The sequence below is a fragment of the Cedecea sp. VD22 genome (assembly GCF_037150195.1).
In the GTDB taxonomy this organism is placed as follows: domain Bacteria; phylum Pseudomonadota; class Gammaproteobacteria; order Enterobacterales; family Enterobacteriaceae; genus Cedecea.
The window spans coordinates 1-23,343 of the sequence record NZ_JBBCPX010000026.1 but is presented as its reverse complement, the minus strand read 5'-3'; the positions used below and the strand labels follow the sequence as shown (position 1 = coordinate 23,343).

The following is a 23,343-nucleotide window of genomic DNA, read 5'->3' as shown; positions in this document are numbered from 1 at the left end:
AACGGCTTCTGGCTCAACGACAGCTGGCTCAGGGCTTTCTGCGTTTTGCGCCGCTTTGCGAGCCTTGGCTCGGGCAATGGCGGCCTCAACGGCGGCCTTACGCGGGTCAACGGCTTCTGGCTCAACGGCAGCTGGCTCAGGACTTTCTGCGTTTTGTGCGGCTTTGCGAGCCTTGGCACGGGCGATCGCGGCTTCAACGGCAGCCTTCCGCGGATCGGTTTCGGTGCTGCTCGCCGATTCTGCCTGTAGCGCTTTCTCTGCCTGGCGCGCGCGCGCTTCAGCTTTACGGGCTTCGCGGGCGGCAATCATTTCGCTATTGTCCGGCGTACTGCCGGCTTTCACCACTATAGGTTCGTCGCTGGCCTGCGCTTTTTTGCTTTTTACGCGGGCAAGTGCGGCCTGAATGGCATCGTTATCTTTTGCCGTCGGCTGAACCGCGGCATTTTTATGGCGCTCAAGGCGAGCGGCTTTCTCACGCTCCAGCCTTTCCTGCCGTGCCTCAAAGCGAGCCTTAGCCTCAACGGTGCGTTTGGCTTCCAGCTCAATCTCACGGATTTCGGCCTTTTCCTGGCGGAAGTACTGCACCAGCGGAATATTGCTCGGGCAAACGTAGGCGCAGGCCCCGCATTCGATACAGTCAGACAGGTTGTAGGCGGTGGCTTTGTCGTGCTGCTGGCCTTTGCTGAACCAGTACAGCTGCTGCGGCAGCAGATCGGCCGGGCAGGAGTCCGCGCAGGCGCTGCAGCGAATACAGCCTTGTTCTTCTTCCTGCTCGCCCATTTCAGCCGGAGACGGGGCCAACAGGCAGTTGGTAATTTTTACTACCGGCACATCAAGCCACGGCAGGGTGAAGCCCATCAGCGGCCCACCCATAATCACTTTCTGATCCTGCCCTGGGCGGAAGCCCGCAAAACTGAGCAGGTGGCTGACCGGCGTGCCCAGACGCGCCCAGACGTTGCCCGGCTGAGTTATGGATTCACCAGTTAAAGTGACGACACGCTCGGTCAGCGGTTCGCCGTCGATGACCGCACGTTTAATGGCATACGCGGTGCCGACGTTCTGCATCAGAATGCCAATGTCGGACGAACGGCCCCCGTGGGGCACCTGCTTGCCGGTTAAAATCTGCGTCAGCTGCTTGGCGCCGCCGGACGGGTATTTCGTCGGGATGACCCGCAGCTGCATATCGTGGCTATTAGCCAGCACCGCCCGCATCATGGAGATCGCCTGCGGCTTGTTGTCCTCAATGCCAATAAGAATGCGCTGTGGCTTCAGAATATGGGCCAGAATGCGCACGCCTTCGATAATTTGCGCGGCACAGTCCTGCATCAGGCGGTCGTCGGCGGTAATGTAGGGCTCGCATTCGGCGGCGTTCACGATCAGCGTGTCAATTTTATCGCCGCCGCCCTGCAGTTTGCTGCCGGTCGGGAACCCTGCGCCGCCCAGCCCGGCCACGCCGAACTGGTGAATGCGTTCAATAAGGGCTTCACGGCTCTGGCAGCGGTAGTCGCTCCAGCCGTCTCGTTCAATCCAGCGGTCCTCACCGTCAGCATCAAGAATGACGCTAAGTTCGGCGAGGGCAGAAGGATGCGCGGTTGAGTGCGGTTCAATAGCCTTAATGGTGCCGGAGGTTGGAGCGTGTACCGGCAGCATACGCCCGCGTCCACGGGTCAGAGGCTGGCCGCGCAGCACATAGTCACCGGGTTTGACGCACAGTTCACCTTCCGCGCCGATGTGCTGCTTCAGCGGAATCACGAGCTGGGAGGGCAGCGGAACCTGGCGCAGCGGCGTGCCGTTGGACTGAGTTTTCATCTCCGGGGGATGAATGCCGCCGTCAAAGTCCCAAATTCTGTCTTTTTTAAAGCGATTGAAGATATTAAGCATGGTTATCCGCCGGGATCATACGCACCGGGATGGTCTGCAAATCCCATTTCCAGCTTTCGGTCGTCGGGCTGACGGGGATCAGGTCGATGCAGCGGGTAGGGCAAGGGTCGACGCAAAGGTTACAGCCTGTGCACTGGTCGCTGATCACGGTATGCATGGCGCGGGTCGCGCCTACAATCGCGTCAACGGGGCAGGCCTGAATGCATTTTGTGCAGCCGATGCAGTTTGCTTCGTCAATCACGGCGAGCATGCGCACTGGCTCTGCGGCGGTGGCGTCGCCGTCAATGGGCTGGGGCTCCACGTTGAGGGCGCTGGCAATCTTCAGCATTACGGCTTCGCCGCCCGGCGCGCAAAGGTTGATTTTCGCGCCCTGGTTGCCAACGGCCTCTGCGTAAGGACGGCAGCCTGGGTAACCGCACTGGCCGCACTGGCTCTGGGGCAGCAGTTCGTCAATGCGGTCAACAATCGGATCTTCTTCTACTTCAAAGCGGCGAGAGGCATAGCCCAGGATCAGGCCGAAAAGCAGCCCCATCAGCGTGACTGAAATAATGGCCATCCACAACGTTGTCATCAGAACTTCACCAGCCCGCTAAAGCCCATAAAGGCGAGGGCCATCAGGCCTGCGGTCACCAACGCGATAGCGTTGCCGCGAAACGGGGCTGGAATATCGGCTACAACCATACGCTCTCGAATGGCCGCGAACAGCACCATCACCAGCGAGAAGCCAAGCGCGGCGGAAAAGCCGTACACCGCCGACTGCAGGAAGTTATGGCCCAGATTGATGTTGAGCAATGCCACGCCGAGTACGGCGCAGTTGGTGGTGATCAGCGGCAGGAAGATCCCCAGCAGGCGATAAAGCGCGGGGCTGGTTTTACGCACCACCATTTCGGTGAACTGCACGACAACCGCGATAACCAGGATAAACGCCAGGGTGCGCAGATAGATCAGGTCCAGCGGCACCAGGATAAGTTCGTCAATGATCCACGCAAAAATAGAGGCGAGCGTCATCACGAAGGTGGTCGCCAGCCCCATGCCGATGGCGCTTTCCAGTTTTTTGGAAACCCCCATAAACGGACACAGACCAAGGAACTTCACCAGCACGAAGTTATTGACCAGCACGGTACCCACAAAGAGCAGCAAATAATCTGACATGATTCGACCTGAAACAAAAAAAGCCGCCTATTATCGACGAATCGGCGGGCGGCGACAACGGGCTATCTATAGGGTTATTACGGGTTAATGAAGGTCTGCTTCACTCGCTTCGAACGCTTCAAATAAGGCACCAGTAATGCCGCTGCAAGCAGAGAAGGCAGCAGCAGTTGAACCGCGACCTTGTCGCTGACCGGCGAAAATGCGAAGGATTTAATCGCCAGCAGCACGGTGAGCAGCAGCCACAAAATATAATGACGGACCACATTCTGGCGGCGTTTAAAGAACGCGATAGTCAGCCAGAGGGTATAGGCCCACATTGCCATCGCACAGGCGACGGACAGGCTGAACAACAGCGTTGTTTTTGCGTCTGCGCTGCCCAGCGCCTCGCGGGCTGCCGGGGACAGAATCATCATCAGGAAACTTAACAGCGCCACCGAGCTGCTGAGCAACGACATCAGCAGCCAGGCCAAAGGGGCAAGGAGCCAGCCGGCAATGCGCGGGGGTTGGGGCGTCGTCATGTGTCCTCCCGATTTTAAATAAGGTGAATAAAGCGGGGGGATTATAAGGGATTTTGCCGCTAATGCTACCGGCAGCGGCTATACAACGTAACGCCAGACCGTTTTCGGCACGCATCCAAGGTCAAAAAGACGTCCGCCGGAGGCCAGTTCTGCCCTGCGGTGATCGGCCGCGCGGTACATATTCATGATTTCCTGGCTGTCGGTCAGGGTGTAATTCAAGTGATCAAAAAGCTTTTCCAGATTTTCCTGCGAGCTTATTTTGCGGAATTTCATCAGGTAGTCCAGGGCACTGAGAGGTGTTGCATTTTCCATGGCGGGTATCAATTAATCACGGTCGGCGGATTGAGAGGCGATGATAATCGCAAACTCGGTCGCGACTTAGCGCTATTATTACTCAACGGAACAATTAGGAGTTTTCTTTGCAAGATCCAGGAATATCGCGTCCTGGACTACATAAAAATCTCCTTAATTTTAATATACCCTGGCCGTTCGGGCTAAATGAAGACAGTTATTTAAAGCCATAATAACTGTCTGGATGATTAGCAATAATGGCGGTCTTATGCCTGGGCAATGCGCAATCCAGAAACTTGCTGTTGTCGCCCACCGGGGGATAAGGTGAAATGCCGGAGTTCATTAAAGAGAGGAAAACACATGAGTGATACCATCCGCGTCGGGCTTATCGGTTACGGTTATGCCAGCAAGACTTTTCATGCACCGCTGATTTCCGGTACGCCAGGAATGATCCTCGCCGCAGTTTCCAGTAGCGATGCTGAAAAAGTGCACGCTGACTGGCCGGGGATGACGGTCGTGTCCGATCCTCAGCACCTGTTTAAAGATCCCGCCATCGATCTGATTGTCATTCCTACCCCGAATGACACCCACTTCCCGCTGGCTAAAGCTGCGCTGGAAGCCGGAAAACATGTCGTCGTTGATAAGCCTTTCACCGTCACGCTATCCCAGGCGCGGGAGCTGGATGCGCTGGCTAAAAAGGTCGGTCTGCTGCTGTCCGTGTTCCACAACCGCCGTTGGGATAGCGACTTCCTGACGGTGAAAAATTTGCTGGCGGAAGGGACGCTCGGCGAAGTGGCCTATTTTGAATCCCACTTTGACCGCTACCGCCCGCAGGTACGTAACCGCTGGCGTGAACAGGCGGGCGTCGGCAGCGGTATTTGGTACGATCTTGGGCCGCATCTGCTTGATCAGGCCATCACTCTGTTTGGGCTGCCAGTCAGCCTGACCGTGGACCTCGCGCAGCTTCGCGCCGGGGCGCAGGCGACCGACTACTTCCACGCCGTGCTGGCTTATCCGCAGCGTCGTGTCGTGCTGCATGGCACGCTGCTGGCGGCGGCGGAAACGGCGCGTTACATCGTGCACGGCACGCGTGGGAGCTACATTAAATACGGCCTTGATCCGCAGGAAGATCGCCTGAAAGCGGGCGAACGACTACCACAGGAAGACTGGGGTTACGACATGCGCGACGGCGTGCTGACCCTGGCACAGGGCGAGATAATGGACGAGCAGACGCTACTGACCGTGCCAGGTAACTATCCGGCTTATTACGCGGGAGTGCGTGATGCTCTGGCCGGTAAAGGTGAGAACCCTGTCCCGGCAGCCCAGGCGATTCAGGTCATGGAACTGATTGAGCTGGGCATCGAGTCCGCGAAAAAGCGCGCGACGCTGAACCTTGTCTGAGAATGCCCCTCACCGCGCCCGGTGAGGGTTAACCGTTAATGCAGATTGTTAAAGTTGTAGGTGAAGGTCAGGCTGAAGCGGACATCGCGGCGGCTGCTGTCGCTGGGTAAATCAGCCAGTGGTCTCGCCGCCTCAACGGAGACAGTATAGTGGCGGCTGTCGCCCACCGTTACCCCGGTTGCAATCGAGGCCAGGCGCTGATGACGGAAGCCCGGCTGATTGAACCAGGTCTGGGCGGTATCGGCCACGACATAGGGCTGCACCGTGTTAATCCACACGCCCTGATCGAGACTATGGAGATAGCGCATTTCAACCTGCCCGCCGTAGCCGTAATCTCCGCTGGCCTCGCCGTCAGGATATCCCCGGCCAAAACGCTGCGCCCCGAAGCTTACGCGCTCAGCTTCGGGCAAATTGTTGTTTGACCAGTCCCCCTCCAGCGACGTACTCAATCGCCATTTAGGCGCGACCAGCCAGGCTGCATCGACGTTGCCCTTCCAGCGCGTAAAGTTGAGATTAGTGTTTAATCCCGGCGTGACGCTGGCCCCAAAGGCATCAATACCCTTGCGCAGGGTCAGGCGTGCGCTCCAGTTGGCGGTGTCGTACTCGCGGTAGCCCCAGGCCGAAAACTCTGCCGCCGGGTAGCGAGCGCGCTGGCTGACGCCGGGCAAATCAATGGTATTGCCGAAGCCGCTGGCGCGCAGCGCATAATCGTCGCGCTTATCGACATAATCCAGCCCGCCGCTGACCGAAAACTGCTTCTTGCGCTCAAGCAGCAGCGGGTAGCTGAAGGCTATTCCCCCGGTGTACTGGGTGGTTTTTTCCTTTGCATCGATAGAAATGTTCTGCGGCAAATAAAGCAGCGGCGTGTAGTCACTGGGGTTTTCGCGATAGAAGCTGCCTTTCAACTGCATCAGCAGGCCGTTATCGGTGAGGTATTGCTGATAGTTGGCCCCAAAGTAGGTTTTTTTCGTGCTGCTATCCAGCGGCACCAGCGTGGCAAGCCCCAGCTGATCGCCGTGGCTGGTGAGGTTGCTGAGCGTGCCGTTAATCAGCGCCAGGTTTGAGCCTTTGCGCGTGTCTATCGTGGAGGAAATATCCCAGATATGCGGCTGCGTGGCGTCGACTTTCATATCCGCCGCGCCATAAATGTTGTTAGGTAGCGCGGCATTGGCCTCCACTTTTGTCGCCGGCGTGCGCTGCATCAGCAGGCTGTAGCGGTCAAATGTGGCCTGACTGAGGGGTTTTTCATTCATCATTAGCGCCGACAAACGGCTTAAGCGTTCGCCCGTATTAGCGTTATCGCTTTTGATGTTGCTGTGCGCAATATAGCCTTCAACCAGCACAATACGCACCGTGCCATCATGGAAATTGTCGCTCGGCAGGTAAGCGTAGGACAGGGGCAGGCCATCCTGCTGATAGCGCTGGGTAATGTTATTGGTCAACGTTATCAACTGGGCCAGCGGGACTATTTTGCCGACCAGCGGCATAAACGGCTGAACCAGCGAGTCGAGTTTATAGCGCGTGCCGCCAATAAACTGCAGATGTTTCACCGTAATCGGCGTCTGCGGGGTTAACTTCGGAACCGGCAGCGGGGTTTTTACTTCTGGCTGTTTTTGCGGGGCAGCAGGTATGGCAAGAGAACGAGCAGCTTTTGCGGGGTTATTAGGGTCGATAAGCGTGGGGGACATATCGGCATAGCTGATACTCAGCGTAGCGCCATAAAGCAACACGATACCCAGACGAGTGTCCATAGTGATCTCCCTTAACTGCGCAGCGAAGAAGATGCTGTGAAAAAAGTGCTCCCGCCGTTACCACGGGAGCACATGTGCCATAGTGAGCACTATTTGGTTTTCAAAAGACCGCTGACCGCGCCGGTAAGCCCGACTTGCTGGCCTGAACTTGTGCTACTGCCTGTCGCACTGGCGTTGACATTGGTGGTTAGCGAAGAGGTCAGGCCGCTCACTGTGGTGCCAAGGCCGGTCACCAGGCCATTGCCCCCCACGCCGAGCGAGCCAGAAGCCCCCGCTGAAACGGAGCCTGAGCTGCTGCCGGTTTGCACTGGTTTCACCAGCGCTCCGCTGTCAGTCACCACCTGCCCGGTATTCTGGACTACCTGCCCCACGCCGCTGAGAGAAGGGTTGCTGCCGCTTATATTGGTCCCCAGACCGCTGACGGCTCCCCCTGTGGTGGTCAGCAGGTTACTGACTGGCGTACCCAGCCCGGTAGCCCCGCCCACGGCCTGAGTGGCTTTCTGCGTATCTGAAAGGGTGGTGTTAACCAGCCCCGTAGCGCCAGTTGTCAGGTTGGACACGCCAGGGCTTTGTACCGTTTGAGTCAGGGCATTCCCTGTACCGGTCACGGCTTGCCCCGCAGTATTGACCAGTCCACCTGCGGCACCTGTGACCCCGCCGACTGGCGTATTGGCTGTGGAGCTTGCGAGATTAGTCCCGACTGCTGAAACGGTTGTCCCAAGGCCAGATACGGCATTGGTCGCACCGGTCACGGTGGTGCCCACCCCGTTAGGGTTGTTAGCATTGCCAAGGCCATTCACTACGCCGTTGCCGACGGTTGAAATGGCGCTGCCGGTGCCGTCCACGGCCACGGCAACCGTGGAGGTGACAGGATTATTCACCGGTAACTGAGAACCTACGCCGCTGACGGTACTGCCAACGCCGCTTACGACGCCGCCGGCATCGCCGATAATGTTATTACCTGCACTATTAGCGACGGTTGTTCCGCCTCCAGTACCGCCACCGGTTCCACCTCCGCCCGAACCGCCACCTGTTCCAGTACCTGTTCCAGTACCTGTTCCAGTACCTGTTCCAGTACCTGTTCCAGTACCTGTTCCAGTACCTGTTCCAGTACCTGTTCCAGTACCTGTTCCAGTACCTGTACCAGTGCCTGTTCCAGTACCTGCACCTGTTCCAGTACTGCCATCCGAGCCGGTTCCTCCACCGGAACCGCTACTCCCCGAGCCGCTACCGCCATTGCTTGCGGTGTCTGTGCCCGTGGTGCCGGCAGACCCGGCTGTTTTCGCCGTATTGTGCGAACTCCCGCCGCCGCCGCTACAGGCCGACAGGGAGAAGGCAAGAAGTACCGCCATCGCAATAGCGCTGAGGCGGCCAAAATTATTTGAGCGCATAGCAATACTCCACTATTAGCACGCCGGACGGCGTATTAATAAGTGTATGGCGTATTTGAATCACTGCCACATCACGGCTCATATAATATGAATTTAAATTTCCAAATGAGATTTTTGTCGTATTTCTGCATTTTGAAATTGAATGGTTTTGATATTAACTTTTTAATTATCATTAGGTTATTTTTTTACCAAAAGGTAAAAAATTTTTTATGACAATTACCTTGATTTACGGTGAAATGTCTTCTTTAAATAGCTATAAAATTAAGCCGTGCTGTATTCATATTTTAGTTTCAGTTTCGCTTAATCGATAACGTTTCGCTTTAAGATAAAGCGACATGAACCCACTGTGCATTTTTTGGAAGTTTGCAGAATTGTTAACTCGCCAGCGCGGCCGATTTGTTGCAAAGTAACAGCCAAAATGATGTCTGACAGGTAGAGGAACAGGATGGGTTGGCTACAAAAACTAAAAATTGATAATTTTTTACTGATAATGATTGGCGTGGTGATCGTGGCATCGCTGTTCCCGTGCGAGGGGATAGTGAAAACCGGGTTTGAATACCTGACGACGTTTGCCATCGCGCTGCTCTTCTTTATGCATGGGGCAAAACTCTCCCGCGATGCCATTGTGGCGGGCATGGGGCACTGGAAACTTCATTTAGTGGTGTTTCTCAGTACCTTTGCGCTGTTCCCGCTGCTGGGGCTGGCGATGGGATTCCTCTCTCCGGCTATTCTGAGTCAGCCGCTGTATATGGGCTTCCTCTATCTTTGTGCGCTGCCCGCCACGGTGCAGTCAGCCATCGCCTTTACTTCGGTTGCCGGGGGTAACGTGGCGGCGGCGGTGTGTAGCGCTTCTGCATCCAGCATCCTGGGGATCTTCCTCTCGCCCGTTCTGGTTGGGGCGCTGATGCAGACTCAGGAAGGGGCAACCGACACGCTGCATGCCATTGGCAAAATCATTATGCAGCTGATGGTGCCGTTTGTTATCGGGCATCTTTCCCGGCCGCTGATTGGCAAATGGGTGGATCGTCATAAAAAGCTGATTGGCCTGACCGACCGGTCGTCCATTTTGCTGGTCGTCTATGTGGCGTTTAGCGAAGCGGTAGTCGAAGGCATTTGGCATCAGGTCAACGGTTTCTCGCTGCTGATGGTGCTGGCCTGCTCGCTGGTGCTGCTGGCGATTGTGCTGGTGGTGAATACGCTGGCGGCGCGCCTGCTGGGCTTTAATACGGCTGACGAGATTACTATCGTGTTTTGCGGGTCGAAGAAAAGTCTGGCCAACGGCGTGCCGATGGCAAATGTGCTGTTCCCGGCAAGTGCGGTGGGGATGATGGTGCTGCCGCTGATGATTTTCCACCAAATCCAGCTGATGGTTTGCGCCGTTCTGGCTCAGCGCTATGCCCGCAAAACGGCCGAACAAAAACGGCAGCTGGAATCCGCGTCCTGACGCCAGCCGCCGGTATTTTTACGCCGCCTTAACCTTAGCGATAAGCGCCTGTTTTTCGGCTTCGCTCAGGAACGCAATCTTCAGTCCATTCTCCTGCGCGGTGCGAATGTGCGCCGCGCTGAGGCCGGCCTGAGGTGCCGCGACGTTATACTCATGAATAATATCGATGCCCTGAACCGCCGGGTCATCGGTATTGATCGTGGCCAAAACGCCGCGATCGAGGAAGGCGATCAGCGGGTGTTTGTCCAGGGCCGCAACGGTGCTGGTCTGAATATTCGACGTCAGGCAGGACTCAATCCCGATTTTATGTTCCGCCAGGAAATCCATCAGCGCCGGATCTTCAACTGCTTTTACGCCGTGACCGATACGCTCCGCGCCCAGCTCGCGGATAGCCTGCCAGATGCTCTCCGGCCCGGCAGCTTCGCCGGCATGCACGGTGATCCGCCAGCCAGCATCCCGCGCACGATTAAAGTGATTCAGGAACAGGCTGCCCGGGAAGCCAAGTTCGTCTCCGGCTAAGTCCAGCGCGGTAATGCTGTCGCGGTGGGCGAGCAGGGCGTTCAGTTCCGCTTCACAGGCGGCTTCACCAAAGGTTCGGCTCATAATGCCGATCAGGCGGGCTTCAACGCCAAAATCGCGGCAGCCCTGGCGTACACCTTCAATTACGGCTTCAACCACGCCGGCCACCGGCAGGTTGTGACTCATCGCCATATAGCCAGGGGAGAAGCGCAGCTCCACGTAGTGCAGGCCGTTGCGAGCGGCATCTTCAATATTTTCCCAGGCGACGCGGCGGCAGGCCTCGAGATCGCCCAGCACTTTCACGCCCCAGTCCAGCTTCTGCAGGAAACTGACCAGGTCCGGTGCAGTCTCAACGACCTGAACGTGTGGACGCAGGGTTTCGAGGGTATTGGCAGGTAAAGATAAATTAAACTGGCGGCCGAGATCGAGGATAGTTTGCGCACGAATATTGCCATCAAGGTGGCGGTGCAAATCGGTTAACGGCAGGGTGGTATCAATCATGGTCGCACTCTTTTTTTGATTAAAGTGCGGCGTATTATAAAAAGAAATGGGGGGCAATTGCTACGGCTGTCAGCATTTTGTTGCGCAAACGTCCCTGTCGCGCTTTTGCCGAGAAAAATTATTGCAGCGTTAGCTTGTAGCCAAGATGGCTGGCCTCAAAACCAAGGTTGTCATAAAAGCGGTGCGCATCCGTCCGTGTTTTGTCCGTAGTGAGCTGTACGAGGTGACAGCCTCTTTCTTTGCACTGCTGGACGGCCCAATCCACCATCTGTTTGCCAAATCCCGTCCCTCTCTGTGAACGCGCAATGCGTACCGCTTCAATCTGGCCGCGCCACGCGCCTTTGCGCGCTAAGCCCTGAATAAAGGTCAGCTGTAACGTCCCGATGACCTCATCTCCGGATACGGCTACGGCAAGTAGCTGGTTTGGATCGGCATCGATGGCATGAAAAGCATCAATGTAGCGCTGATCTAAGGGAAGGCTGGGATCTTCTCTCAGGCGGCCCAGAATGTCGTCGGCTAACAGCGTGATAATGGCGGGAACATCGGCAAGCTGTGCTTTACGAAAAAGTATCTCGTTCATTGGCTGGTTTCCATCAGGGGAAAGAAGGCTTGTGCCGGCAAATGTTAGCACAGCCAGCTTTAGGGGCTGGCTGTTTTTGGGTTTTATAAAAAGTTGTTTGTAAGCATATTTAAATAAAAAAGATCTTTTTATTCGCCTGTTTCACTGACGGCTGCCAACCCATATTTAATCGCGCAGGTAGCTATAAACGTCGGCATAAACTGGTCAATCAAGAAACGCGGGTTGGGCTGCTTATCTTCATAAAAACCGGCCAGTGCGAAACCCGCCTCAAGCTGTCCGCCGATCTGCTCTTCCAGTGAATGGCCAAAGACGAACGCTTCTCCCCGAGCCTGTTTCGCGGCCAGCTCGTCGGCCGTGAGATCATTGACGTCAGAATAGGGCAGGCTGAATCTTGGACGGATAACGCCTTGTTCGGCATAGTTGGCTGCACGATCGCCGATGAAAACAACCGGATTAAAAAAGCTGGATAACAGCTTTCCGCCGCTCGCTAAAATCCGGTAACAGCCGCGCCAGATGGGGCGAATATCCGGCACGTACTGGTTAGATATCGGGTGGATAATGTAGTCAAAGCTTTTATCCGCGAAACGGGACAGATCGCGCATATCGCCCTGGACAAATGTCAGCTTCAGATTGTCCCGTTGCGCAACAAAGCGGTCTTTATTGAGCTGCTCCTGCGATAAATCATATACGGTGACTTCCGCCCCGGCGGCGGCGAGCACCGGTGCCTGCTGCCCCCCGGCAGACGCCAGGCAGAGAATGCGTTTTCCCTGCACGTTCGGTAGCCAGCTGGCAGGGAGCTTGCCTGGCGTTAAATGAATCTGCCACTCGCCGCGGCGGGCTTGTGCAATGATGTCGGCACCGACAGGCCGGGACCATTCGCACTGCTGGCGGGCAAGGGCATCCCATGCGGCGCGGTTGTGCTCGAGTAAGTCGGAAGAGTGGGTAAATGTATCAGGCATCTTATTTTCCTCTGGGGAGTGAAAAGCAGAGCCAGGGAATAGCGGCGAGATGTGCGGCATAAGCCGCAGCCGAAACTGCAATAATAAACAGCAATGCGTATTCACACTGGCATAAGTCAGGCAGAGCGCATTAGTTGTTCATTTCGTTGCAAACCTCGGGAGGGATTCAATAAAAAAACTGAGTCTAGTTTCGGCAGGCGGGACTGTCAACGGCCTTACGTGGGGAAAGCGTTTGGTTATTCCCGGTCGGGCTCAGGCACTTTTGCACCTGAGCCACCTCCTTAATCTTTTCGTAATGGCGCCTGGAACAGCTCGTGCTGCATGGCGCTTATATTCTCCAGCCAGCTGAGCGGTTTTCCCGCCCGGCTGTCTTCAATCTCGGCATACCGCGGCGTCGAGAGTGAAAAATCGAGGTTGGCCCGCATCCAGTGCGCCATCCCCTCAACGTACCGACGAATGCTTTCCCGCTGCGTCTGCGTCAGCGGCGTCTCTTCCAGCAGAGTTTCAAGCCGATGGCGTGTTTCCATGAACAGGTTCTGTCGGTCGAGAACGAGACCATAAATGCGGGTCACCGCCTCTGCGCGGGAGCAGCCTGCGTTTTGCTCCAGGACCAATACCAGGTTATTCACATCCCCGCGTGATCGCTCTTTCTCGAAAGAGAAGAGGTCATTACTCATGCAAATCACGTCGATGGTGCAGTTTTTTAGCAACTGTAGCTCGAGGCTGTCGGCAATGATGGCCGGAATTTCATCATTGAGGCAGAACTCAATGATATCCAGCACGACCCTCACGGCACCGGTATCACGGCGTATCTCAACAAAAGTCAGCAAGCCCGGTAAGGCACTTTTATTTCTGGCCGTGACTTCCCAGCGAAGCGAGCTGAGATAGTTACGAATATTTTGGCTAAAGCGCCGCTGCTGTTCTTTACTCAGGCGCCGGGCATATTCCTGCCAGAGTGAAACAAAAGCGCGTTCAACCGGGCTTTGCGGCGAGAGTTTGCCTTCCGCGTCCGGCAGGGCAAGTCGCAGCAGACGGTCGAGGATCAGATCGGCCTGATCTTTCTGATGGCCCAGGCAGCACTCATCTAACTGATCGTCGAATAAAAATAGCCATACCAGCCAGTTAATCGCTACCTTCAGATCGTCTTGTGCGGCGTATGGATAAGCTTTGGCGGTAAGTTGTGAAAACCCTGAGCGATCAAGTCGCTCGATGGCCTGTTCCCCCTGGACTAAACCCATCTCGACTAACCAGCGGCGGGATTCCGCCCAGCTGTTATCGTGGCTGGGATTCATATGGGTGGTGAAAGGGCAATAGAATTCGGGGAGAGGAAGTGCGCTCATCATTATTTTCCCAAAAGTAAGTCTGAGTCAGCAGTCTGGAGCTGGTTATGCCAGTTTTCAGGGCGTAATGAACGGGACTTCTCCATGATGGTCATAAACCAGGCGGCAAACGTTTCTGGTCGCTGAGCCATCTGACGCTGAAGGTTTTCGAGCGTCAGCCATTGCCAGGCGTCGACTTCTACCGGATTAGCATGAGGCTGCCCGCTGAACAGCCCGATGAACAGATGATCAAATTCATGCTCCACCATCGTCGGGGAAACCTCGACTCTATAGGTAATGTTCCCAACGGAAAGCAGAGGGCAGTCAAACCCCATTTCCTCTTTTAGCCTACGCCGTGCGGCATTGACGTTCGTTTCACCCGGGCGGGGATGGCCACAGCAAGTGTTAGCCCATAGCCCGCCAGAATGGTATTTACTTTTCGCCCGCCGCTGGAGCAACAGCTCCCCCGTTGGGTTAAAGATAAAGATCGAAAAAGCACGATGCAGCTGTCCCTCAAGGTGCGTTTGTATCTTCTCGCCTTCACCCGTTGGCCTGTCGTGGCTGTCCACCAGAATCATTTTCTCTGTCGGCATTATTATATCTCCCTGTCGGGGCCTTTCGGCGCCCACACGATTGGCTGAGGTTACCGAGGCTTGACGATTAGCAGAGTATGGAAGCCTGGCGTTTTCACTAGCCGCTCAATGCGTAAATCTGCCTTTTCAAGCAAATGCCGGTACTCAGCCTCGCTGCGCTCTCTACCGTGCAGGGACGTTAACATGACCAGATCCAGAAACTTGGCGTAATCGGGCTGGTTATCGCCGGTAAGCAAATGTTCGAAGATCAACAGCTGTGCGCCCTCATGCATAGCTTGACGGCAGTTGCGCAGGATCTGCAGTGCCTGTTCGTCTGACCAGTCATGCAGGACATGCCGCAGAATGTAGGTGTCCGCCCCGGCAGGGATCTCATTGAAGAAGTTTCCGGCCTGCCAGGCCAGGCGAGGATTACGCTCGCTGGTTTGGTTTTCAATCTGAGCAATCACCTCAGGCAAATCAAACAGCGTGCCAGTCAGCTGCGGATTTGCATCGAGAATGCCGGACAGAAATTTACCTAATCCGCTGCCGATATCGAACAATCGGCCAGCGTGGCAGAAATCAAAGGCCGCCAGGGCATCGTCAATGCCCGAGGCCGAATAAGAGGTCATGGCGCGGGCAAAAATGTCTCTGGCTCCGGCGTCCTGGCCCAGATAGTCAAAAAAGGGCTGACCATAGATTTTATCAAATACGGGGCCGTCCTCCGTCAGGGCGACATCCAGCTGTTCAAAACAGCGGTTAACCTGCTCTGACCCCATAAAGCAGGCCCATCCGTGCAAAGAATCCGGTCGCTCGCTGTTCAGCATGGCACTCAGCGGCGTGTTGCGATACCCCTCTCCGGTTTCAAAAAAAATGCCGCAGCCCGCAAGGGCGCGCAGCAAACGTTTCAGCGCCTGAGGTTGGCAACCGCTTTGCCGAGCCAGCGCCTCCAGACCGAGGGTTTGATCTCCGAGAATATCTGCCAGCTTCAGCCGGGCTGCGGCCGTAATGGCATGCACCAGCAAAGACTGCATGCCCAACAGGGCCAGCAGATTATTACGTGGCGTGGCGGGGACCGGTGTGTTTTGCTGCTCTGGCGACGTGCTGTCGGCAGCAGAGGGGAAGGCAAGGGTTTGGCTCATACAGCAGTAACCTGAAAGAGTACAACAAACATTGGAAATGGCCCGCTAATGACAAAATGCATTAACCATGGCCGTCGTATCGGCTTATCCTTGCAGACTGAGGATCCTGAACGTATACCGCGTCGTGACAAAATAAAAAATCATTAAAAATAGAAGGTTAGGAACTTGTCAAACACGCGGTGACAAGCTACTTCAGGCCCTGTAGGGCAGGTAATAGCGTTTGTTTATGGCTTGAGGTGAGTCGCAAAATTGCGCGGTAAGTTCCGCTTAGATGAACATAAAACAGTCATCCACACGGGTTCAGGCAGGAACAAGAACGGGTGAATCAGAAAATGGTGAGCAATAAAATCTGGCGCGAGTCACACCCGCGCCTTATGTGTTAAGCGTGCGGGGTACGTTTTTCTTCGATCAGGCGGCGCAGCAGCGGGATCAGCAGCAGTAAAATAACGCCGGTAGCGACGGAGCCCCAGCCCAGCTGGCTAAAGACTTTGCTGTAGCCCGGGTCGGTCAGTATCGGCGTGCTGCCGCTGTTTTGCGGCATGCGGCCGGAAACATAGCCCGCCAGCACGGAGGCCACGCCCGTGACCATCATCCAGCAGCCCATCATCAGGCCCTGCAGGTTGGCCGGGGCCAGTTTGCCGATCATCGAGTAGCCCACCGGGGAAATCAGCAGTTCGCCGATGCTTTGCAGAATGTAGCTCAGCACAATCCATTTCAGCGCCACCATGCCGTCCGCACCTGCCATGGCGATACCCAGCGGCAGCACCAGCATGCCAACGCCCATACAGAACAACGAAGAGGCAAACTGGGCGGGAATGTCGATGCGCACGCCGCGATCGCGCAGGCGTTTGAACAGCCAGGCCATCAGCGGGCCGCCGATCACGATGACGACAGTGTTGATGTTTTGCAGCCACTGCGGAGAGACTTCCCAGCCAAAAGCGTTCAGGGTAACGTTATGCTCGGCGAACAGCGTCAGCCCCATGGGTGCCAGCTGGTACAGCGACCAAAACACCAGCGAACCGGCGGCCAGCAGCAGGTAAGCTGCCATGCGGAGACGCTCGTGCTTGCGAGGGTGGCGGGCGGTCATGACGCACAGTGCCAGGAAGACCAGCGCCCCCAGCACGATAACAAACGTGCTGCTGAATTCGGTATGGCCGAGCAGCAGGCGCAGGACAGGGACCAGAAGAATCAGGATCAGCAGCCCAAAAGCCATGCGCAGATAAAACCCTTTCCCCTTGATGTGCTGCAGCGGCGTGCTGATATCTGCCAGCACCGGCCAGCGGAGCAGGGTGATGACTACGGCGGCGACGTTTCCGAGGGTGGCAAACAGGAACAGCGCCCGGTAGCTTTCGGTCAACTGGTAGTAGCCCGCCACGGTAAAGCCGATAAAGAAGCCCAGGTTCATCCCGGCGTAGTTCCACAGGAAGGCGGCTTCACGGCGATCGTCGTCCGGCGCAAAACGCTGGGTCAGCATCATGTTCAGGCAGGTGACGTTCAGCCCGCTGCCGCTCAGGAACATCGCCAGCCCCCACCACAGGCCCGTCAGGCCCGCGTCGGCAATCAGATAACAGCCCGCGACCTGCAGCAGCATCCCCAGCACAAACAGGTTCCGGTTACTCAGATAGCGGCCCCCGAGGCAGCCGCCAAACAGGTGCAGCCCGTAGTTGAATGCCCCGAAGATCCCCATCATGGCATCGGCCTGGCCTTCGCTAAAGCCCAGTCGCTTGGTGACGTACAGCACCAGCGTGGAGTAAAGCACCGCAAAGCCCAGGGTGGCGAACATCTGAATAAAGAACAACGCGCCTGAGCCGGGAGGAATGGCCTGATGCGAGGCGTGGCCGGAAGATAAACTCATATTGTCTCTCTCAACAACAAAAAGACCCGGGAAGCGCGGCGTCACCGGGTCTTAATTTCTATGACTATGATGAGGGAGCATTTTCGTCGCTTTTAGCGGTTTTATGCAAAGCAGAACGACTAAATATTCACATTAAATAATTTCAAAATTTTACAAACCAAAAAGATAACCAGACGAAAGTGCTTAAAAATCACTCCGAATCGGTGCTGCGGGGAAATTCAAGGTGGCCGGTCACCTCGCCCCAGGTGGCGCCGACAGGCGAGAGAAACAGCGGATGCTTAGCACAGTAAACCGGGTTGATCATGCCCTCCAGCGAGCCGTCCTCACGGCGGATATCCCAGCGAATCCACGCATGTTTTTTCATATCTGCGTGAATGTCTTGTGGCGTGTTTTCCTGGGGATATTCAGCCAGAATCCCCGCTTCCGACACGACCTGGAGCGTGTAGCGCCGTTCGCTATCTTTTACCGCTACGGTCAATACGATCTGTTTGCCATCAGCAGCGTCGCCCGGCAGCAGCGCGCCGTCATTCAGGCTGAATGTCAGGCCGCAGCGGCGCTCAAAGTAACAATGCCCGTTTTTGATGGCGGCAAGAATGGCCTCTCCGCTGAGCGCCTCGGCATAAACCCAGGTTGCCGGGTCGCCGTAAATAGACGGCTCTGTCGCCTGCGGATAGCGCTCGTGGGGCTGCATATGGCAGTCGCTGCCGCCGACGGCATAAATCCGGTGCCCCGCGTTCCACAGCGTGGTGAAGATCTCGACCACCTGCTCGTTCGCGGTGGTGGCGTTTTTCCAGGTTGGGTCGTTGAGCACTTCCAGTACGTCGATATCCGCCATCGGCATGTCGTTATAGAGCCAGCTCCACGGGTGCAGCATGGCGTGGTTTACGCTCAGTACGCTTTCTGGCCGCTTGAGCGCAATGCCCTGAGTGAGCAGACCGCGGCTGCTGTAATCCGCATGGAACATATTCAGCGTGGCGGCGGGGCCATGCACGTTCAGGTGGCTCTTGTCGGCGGTGACTTCAATGCTCGGCAGCAACAAAACGCTGTCGTGGCGCGGGAGACAGGCGTGGGACAAGTTGTGCTCGGTCAGGAAGAAGAAATCCAGCCCCTGCGAAGCCATGATATCCAGCGCTTCAGGCAGCGTGTTGTTGCCGTCGGACAGCGTGGTATGGCCGTGCAGGTCGCCGCGATACCAGCCGGGACGATCGCTGAGCGTGCGCTGGTAGTCAAAAATGACCTGGTGATCCGGGCGTAAAACGTCTTGTTTTTCAAAATCAACGGAGGCGCCCAGGGCGTCGAAAGTCACATCCAGCCGATAGCTCATGGGCTGCGGCGAACGGCTTTCACCGATGACGTTATAGATATGCAATTGCCATTCTCCGGCGGGGAGTTCGCCGGGGAGAGCACCGATGGAAGCCCAGTCCGCGCAGACTGTCAGCACCTTTTCCGGTTTTTGCAGCATCACCGAGGCTCTTAGCTGCCGGCGGCTGTCGTAAAGGTAGCAGTAGAGGTGTCCGGTACGCAGCGTCGTGCCGGTCAGGCTAATCGCCGGGGCATTGTCTGCTACAGAGAAGGTGTGGACGGCATGACCGAAGGGAATTTCACCGGTAAAAACGTGCATGATTTGCTCCTGTTCTTAATTGTCACGAGCTTAAGGGGAGCGAGTGAAGATTGTGTGTCGATTGGGTGTCGGAAACATGACGAAGTGATGAATGCCGCAGGAGAGGAAGGGGAGCTGGCTCCCCTTTACGGGCTATAACAGCGAATGGATCCCGGCAATAAGCCGCTCAACGCCAGCCTCAAGTTTGACGCGCGGGCACCCGGCGTTCAGGCGCACAAAACCGTTGCCTTCAGGGCCGTAGGTGTAGCCCGGCATGATGGCGACTTTCTGCTCTTCAATAAGCACTTGCTGCAGCGCTCTGTCGTCCAGCCCCTGCGGGCGTAAATCAATCCATGCCAGGTAAGTGGACTGCGGTGGCTGCCAGTTAAGTTCAGGAAACGCCTGGTTCAGCCTGTCGGCCACGAACTGTAAATTGCCTTGCAGGTAGTCCCGCAGCGCGTCAAGCCAGGGTTGGCCCTCGCGGTAGGCGGCAATATGAGCCACAATCGCCAGCACGGCCGGAGAGGAGAGGCCATCCTGCCCTTTGAGCACGTTCAGGTATTTTTGGCGGTCGTCCGCATGATTAATCAGCCCGTAAGCGCCGGTAAGTGCCGGGATGTTGAAGCTTTTCGAGCCGGATGTGAGCAGCGCCCAGCCGCCGAGGCCAACTTCGCACCATGGAATGTGGCGGTTATTGCCCCACACCATATCCATATGAATCTCATCGCTGATAACCTGCACGCCGTGGCGTGCGCAGAGTTCAGCCATGGTGGTCAGCTCTTCCCGTGTCCAGACTTTGCCCGTTGGGTTATGCGGGCTGCAGAGCAGCATGATTTTACATTCAGGCCGGGCGAGCAGGGTTTCCAGCTTCGTCATATCACAGTGCCAGCCTTCCGCTGTTTTATGCAGCGGCGCGCTCAGAACCTGACGCTGGTTGCCTTCAATTGCTTTGTAGAACGCATCGTACGCGGGGGTATGAATCAGCACGCCGTCGCCCGGCTGCGACCACTGGCGTACAAGCTGCGAAACCATGTAAATCACCGAAGGGCCGTAGACTACGTTCTCCGGGTCGATGCTGCTGCCGAAACGCTGCAGGTACCAGTGGGCGATGGCGGAGAGAAAATCGTCGTTCTTCCAGCGGCTGTAGCCGAGTACGCCGTGGGCCAATCTTTTTTGCAGGGCAGCAAGAATGCAGGGCGCGGTAGGGAAGTCCATATCGGAAATGGTGAAGGGCAGCAGGTCAGCGGCGCCGAAGCGGTCGGCCACATAATCCCACTGGGTGCACCAGGTGCCGTGGCGGTCTACCGGAACAGAAAAATCAAACATAAAACCTCACAGCTTTTAACCACAAAGAGGGAAAACCGCGCTTTCCCTCTTTGCATGATAATGAAGAGCGCCGAAGCGCTCCTGGGTGAATTAAGCCTCGACGGTACGCATCAGGCCGACCATCTCATCTTTTACCGACTGAACCTGTGGCCCTATAACCACCTGCAGGTTGTGCTCGTTGAGCTTCACTACGCCGATGGCGCGGTTGGCCTTCAGCGCCGCGGTATCCACCAGCGACATATCTTTAACCGACAGGCGCAGGCGGGTGATGCAGTTATCCAGCGTCGAAATGTTATCGCTGCCGCCCAGCGCCGCCAGAATCGCTGGTACGTTGTAGCCAGATTTGCCCGTGTGGCCGCCAACCGGTTTTTCTGCAGTGGTGGTTTCAATATCACGCCCTGGGGTTTTGATATTGAAGCGGGTAATGGCGAAGCGGAAGATGGCATAGTAGCCAGCAAACCATACCGCGGCCACAACCGGGACCATATACCATTTGGTGGACAGGCCGTGCAGCACGCCGAAGACGAAGAAGTCGATAATGTTGCCGTCGGTGTTGCCGATAGTCACGCCCAGCACGGACATCATGGTGAAGCCAATCCCGGTCAGCACGGCGTGAATCAGGTACAGCACCGGCGCGACGAACAGGAACAGGAACTCGATAGGTTCGGTGGTGCCGCCCACGACGCAGGCAATCACGCCGGAGATCAACAGCCCTTTAATTTTATGGCGGTTTTCCGGGCGAGCACAGTGGTACATCGCCAGCGCTGCACCTGGCAGGCCGCCGAGGAACGCCGGCATTTTACCCTGGGACAGGAACTGCGTTGCGCTTTCAGAGAAGCCGTGGGTGGTCGGGCAGCTCAGCTGCGCCTGGAAGATAGTCAGCGCGCCGCTCACGGTATGACCGCACACGTCCATGGTGCCGCCCGCTTCGGTGAAGCGAATCAGGGCCACCAGAATATGCTGCAGGCCGAACGGCAGCAGCAGACGTTCCCCGGTACCGAAGATCATTGGCCCAAAGATACCTGCGCTGTGGATCATGTAGCCCAGGGCGTTGATCCCGGCGGCAAAAATTGGCCAGATCAGCGGGATAACCAGGCCAACCAGGCCCATCACCAGGGTGGTAATAATGGGCACAAAGCGGGTGCCGCCGAAGAACGCTAATGCGTCCGGCAGGCGGATATTGTGAAAACGCTCGTGCAGCAGATAAACGATAATCCCGGCAATGACCGCGCCGAGAATACCGGTATCAATTGACTGCACGCCGAGCACGCTTTGAATGTTATTGGCTTTGAGGATTGCCGCATCGGTCGTTGGCAGGATGCCTTTGGCGGTCAGCCAGAAGTTAACCGCGAGGTTCATCACCATATAGCCGACAAAGCCGGCGAAGGCGGCCACGCCTTTATTTTCACGCGCCAGGCCCAGCGGGATGGCGATACAGAACATCACTGGCAGGAAGCTGAACGCGAATGAGCCCATTTTGCTCATCCAGGTAAAGATCAGCTGTAAGACCGGGTTGCCCAGCCACGGGATCTCGGTAACAACGTCATGGCTGCTCAGCGAACTGCCAATCCCCAGCATGATGCCGCAGAACGACAGCAGCGCCACCGGCAACATAAAAGTTTTGCCGAGGTTCTGGAAAAACTCCCAAAGCGATTTTTTTTGTGGTGTATTAGCCGCCATCACGACTCCTTGACCCGGTTAAAATGAAGTGTTGTGTAAGTAAAGTTTGAAAATGATAAAACGTTTTACCCAATTTTATCGTGAGGACGATCGCAGAATTACCGCGCATAATGACGTTGAATATGCCAGCATAAGTAAAACGTTTTATCTTTATATTTATCGATTCACGGAGGATCTGACTTAACGATGTCGACGCTGACCAAAAGAATCACTATCAACGAGGTTGCCGAGGCCGCAGGTGTCTCGGTGACCACGGTATCGCTGGTGCTTAGCGGTAAGGGGAGGATCTCCACCGCCACCGGTCAGCGGGTGAATGAGGCTATCGAAAAGTTAGGCTTTGTGCGTAATCGCCAGGCCGCTTCGCTGCGCGGTGGCCAGAGCGGGGTGATTGGCCTGATTGTCCGCGACCTCTGCAATCCTTTTTATGCGGAGTTAACCGCCGGGTTAACGGAAGCGCTGGAGCAACAGGGCCAGCTTCTGTTTCTCACCCAGAGCGGTAGCCAGGGGCAGCATATGCAGCGCTGTTTCGACACGCTGGTGGCCCAGGGCGTGGACGGCATTATTATTGCCGGTGCGGCAGGTCAGGGCGCGGATCTGCGGGATATGGCAGTACAGAATAAGGTGCCGCTGGTGTTTGCCTCACGAGCAAGTTATCTGGACGAGGTTGATATCATTCGCCCGGATAATATGCAGGCGGCGCAACTGGTGACCGAGCATCTGATTAAGCGCGGGCACCAGCGTATTGCGTGGCTGGGCGGGCGTAGCTCGTCGTTAACACGCGCGGAGCGGCTGGGCGGCTTTTGCGCCACCCTGATGCAGCATGGGCTGCCTTTCCACAGCGACTGGATCCTTGAGTGCGAGCCGAGCCAGAAGCAGGCGGCGGATGCCATCACCGAACTGCTGCACAACTTCCCGACCATCAGCGCCGTGGTTTGCCACAACAGCACCGTGGCGATGGGGGCGTGGTTCGGCCTGACCCGCGCGGGTTGGCAGATGGGCGGCGGCAGCGTGGACAGTTATTACGACCGGCACATCGCGCTGGCAGGCTTTGCCGAAGTCACAGAAGATGATCTGGACGACGTGCCAATGACGTGGGTGACGACGCCTGCGAGAGAAATTGGCCGCAGCGCGGCACAGCGTATTCTCCAGCGAGCCCAGGAAAGCGACGTCGTGTTCAGCAATCAGATTATGCCCGCCCGGTTAATCAGCATTAAAAACTAACTTTTTCAGGAACAGCATGAATTAACCATGCCGATAGCGCATCTGTCGCTTATACAGATTTACCTTTGAAATCTTACGGGAGAGATATTTCGCTTCGCAGTGATTCCGTTCACCCGTAGATCGATTTTCCCTGCACGTTCAGAGCACGGTGAACGTGTCAGGGGGAATTACGCCATTCCCCCTGACAACCCCCGGCGCCCGGCGAGCTCATCGCCGCTGAAGCGGTAAACCCACCGGCTATCA

Annotated in this window: 21 protein-coding genes; 3 read left to right on the top strand and 18 right to left on the bottom strand. The window is 56.3% G+C overall.

The features are described from left to right. From rsxC to ydgT, 5 genes are all read right to left on the bottom strand, one after another. On the bottom strand, positions 1-1,881 hold a 1,881-nt coding region (rsxC, locus tag WFK85_RS22960; RefSeq protein ID WP_336806165.1), incomplete at its 3' end, for an electron transport complex subunit RsxC. Further along, positions 1,874-2,452, bottom strand: coding sequence for an electron transport complex subunit RsxB (gene rsxB / locus WFK85_RS22955; protein ID WP_008456423.1), 579 nt, complete (start codon positions 2,450-2,452; stop codon positions 1,874-1,876). The genes rsxC and rsxB, both read right to left, overlap by 8 nt. Continuing rightward, positions 2,452-3,033, bottom strand: a complete 582-nt coding sequence (rsxA, locus tag WFK85_RS22950) for an electron transport complex subunit RsxA (RefSeq protein ID WP_008456422.1) — start codon at positions 3,031-3,033, stop codon at positions 2,452-2,454. The genes rsxB and rsxA overlap by 1 nt, the downstream gene beginning before the upstream one ends. Positions 3,034-3,110: 77 nt before the next feature. Further along, entirely contained in the window at positions 3,111-3,551 is a 441-nt protein-coding gene (locus WFK85_RS22945; protein ID WP_008456421.1) for a DUF2569 family protein, read from the bottom strand. 78 nt (positions 3,552-3,629) lie between these two features. Continuing rightward, positions 3,630-3,863: a transcription modulator YdgT gene (ydgT, locus tag WFK85_RS22940; protein ID WP_008456420.1), complete on the bottom strand. Its 234-nt coding sequence runs from the start codon at positions 3,861-3,863 to the stop codon at positions 3,630-3,632. A gap of 339 nt (positions 3,864-4,202) precedes the next feature. Between ydgT and WFK85_RS22935 the strand changes: the two genes are divergently transcribed. Next, positions 4,203-5,243 (top strand): oxidoreductase, encoded by a 1,041-nt coding sequence (locus WFK85_RS22935; protein WP_336709510.1) that lies wholly within the window; start codon positions 4,203-4,205, stop codon positions 5,241-5,243. A gap of 35 nt (positions 5,244-5,278) precedes the next feature. Here WFK85_RS22935 and WFK85_RS22930 read toward each other — a convergent pair whose 3' ends face one another. The 3 genes from WFK85_RS22930 to WFK85_RS22920 form a co-directional block, all read right to left on the bottom strand. Beyond that, positions 5,279-6,994, bottom strand: a complete 1,716-nt coding sequence (locus WFK85_RS22930) for a ShlB/FhaC/HecB family hemolysin secretion/activation protein (RefSeq protein ID WP_336709508.1) — start codon at positions 6,992-6,994, stop codon at positions 5,279-5,281. A gap of 89 nt (positions 6,995-7,083) precedes the next feature. Continuing rightward, entirely contained in the window at positions 7,084-7,875 is a 792-nt protein-coding gene (locus tag WFK85_RS22925; protein WP_336709506.1) for a collagen-like triple helix repeat-containing protein, read from the bottom strand. A gap of 44 nt (positions 7,876-7,919) precedes the next feature. Then, positions 7,920-8,180, bottom strand: a complete 261-nt coding sequence (locus WFK85_RS22920; RefSeq protein WP_336709504.1) for a hypothetical protein — start codon at positions 8,178-8,180, stop codon at positions 7,920-7,922. 650 nt (positions 8,181-8,830) lie between these two features. Between WFK85_RS22920 and WFK85_RS22915 the strand changes: the two genes are divergently transcribed. Beyond that, positions 8,831-9,829 carry a bile acid:sodium symporter family protein gene (locus WFK85_RS22915; protein WP_008456412.1) on the top strand — a complete coding sequence of 333 codons (999 nt, stop codon included), beginning with the start codon at positions 8,831-8,833 and terminating at the stop codon, positions 9,827-9,829. An 18-nt stretch (positions 9,830-9,847) separates the two neighbouring features. On the opposite strand, the gene add is transcribed toward WFK85_RS22915, so the two are convergent. The 10 genes from add to malX all read right to left on the bottom strand — a co-directional run bounded on the left by add (position 9,848) and on the right by malX (position 21,879). Beyond that, positions 9,848-10,849, bottom strand: a complete 1,002-nt coding sequence (add, locus tag WFK85_RS22910) for an adenosine deaminase (RefSeq protein WP_008456411.1) — start codon at positions 10,847-10,849, stop codon at positions 9,848-9,850. A 118-nt stretch (positions 10,850-10,967) separates the two neighbouring features. Continuing rightward, positions 10,968-11,429, bottom strand: a complete 462-nt coding sequence (locus WFK85_RS22905) for a GNAT family N-acetyltransferase (RefSeq protein WP_336709501.1) — start codon at positions 11,427-11,429, stop codon at positions 10,968-10,970. A 128-nt stretch (positions 11,430-11,557) separates the two neighbouring features. Then, positions 11,558-12,388 carry a class I SAM-dependent methyltransferase gene (locus WFK85_RS22900; RefSeq protein ID WP_336709499.1) on the bottom strand — a complete coding sequence of 277 codons (831 nt, stop codon included), beginning with the start codon at positions 12,386-12,388 and terminating at the stop codon, positions 11,558-11,560. Positions 12,389-12,669: 281 nt separating this feature from the next. Next, positions 12,670-13,731, bottom strand: coding sequence for a terpene synthase family protein (locus WFK85_RS22895; RefSeq protein WP_336709497.1), 1,062 nt, complete (start codon positions 13,729-13,731; stop codon positions 12,670-12,672). Then, complete coding sequence (gene idi / locus WFK85_RS22890; RefSeq protein ID WP_166994169.1) at positions 13,731-14,300, bottom strand: isopentenyl-diphosphate Delta-isomerase; 570 nt, start codon at positions 14,298-14,300, stop codon at positions 13,731-13,733. The genes WFK85_RS22895 and idi overlap by 1 nt, the downstream gene beginning before the upstream one ends. A 50-nt stretch (positions 14,301-14,350) precedes the next feature. Next, on the bottom strand, positions 14,351-15,418 hold the full coding sequence (locus WFK85_RS22885) for a methyltransferase (RefSeq protein WP_336709496.1): 1,068 nt from the start codon (positions 15,416-15,418) through the stop codon (positions 14,351-14,353). A gap of 379 nt (positions 15,419-15,797) precedes the next feature. Next, complete coding sequence (locus WFK85_RS22880) at positions 15,798-17,273, bottom strand: peptide MFS transporter (RefSeq protein WP_336709494.1); 1,476 nt, start codon at positions 17,271-17,273, stop codon at positions 15,798-15,800. 190 nt (positions 17,274-17,463) lie between these two features. Continuing rightward, on the bottom strand, positions 17,464-18,894 hold the full coding sequence (locus WFK85_RS22875; protein ID WP_336709492.1) for a CehA/McbA family metallohydrolase: 1,431 nt from the start codon (positions 18,892-18,894) through the stop codon (positions 17,464-17,466). 132 nt (positions 18,895-19,026) lie between these two features. Then, positions 19,027-20,199, bottom strand: coding sequence for a PatB family C-S lyase (locus WFK85_RS22870; RefSeq protein WP_166994177.1), 1,173 nt, complete (start codon positions 20,197-20,199; stop codon positions 19,027-19,029). Between the two features lie 90 nt (positions 20,200-20,289). Next, a complete protein-coding gene (gene malX, locus WFK85_RS22865; protein ID WP_008456400.1) occupies positions 20,290-21,879 on the bottom strand; it encodes a maltose/glucose-specific PTS transporter subunit IIBC in 1,590 nt (529 codons plus the stop codon). Between the two features lie 186 nt (positions 21,880-22,065). On the opposite strand from malX, the gene WFK85_RS22860 reads away from it, so the two are divergent. Next, positions 22,066-23,100 (top strand): Mal regulon transcriptional regulator MalI, encoded by a 1,035-nt coding sequence (locus tag WFK85_RS22860; RefSeq protein ID WP_336709489.1) that lies wholly within the window; start codon positions 22,066-22,068, stop codon positions 23,098-23,100. Positions 23,101-23,343: the final 243 nt, after the last annotated feature.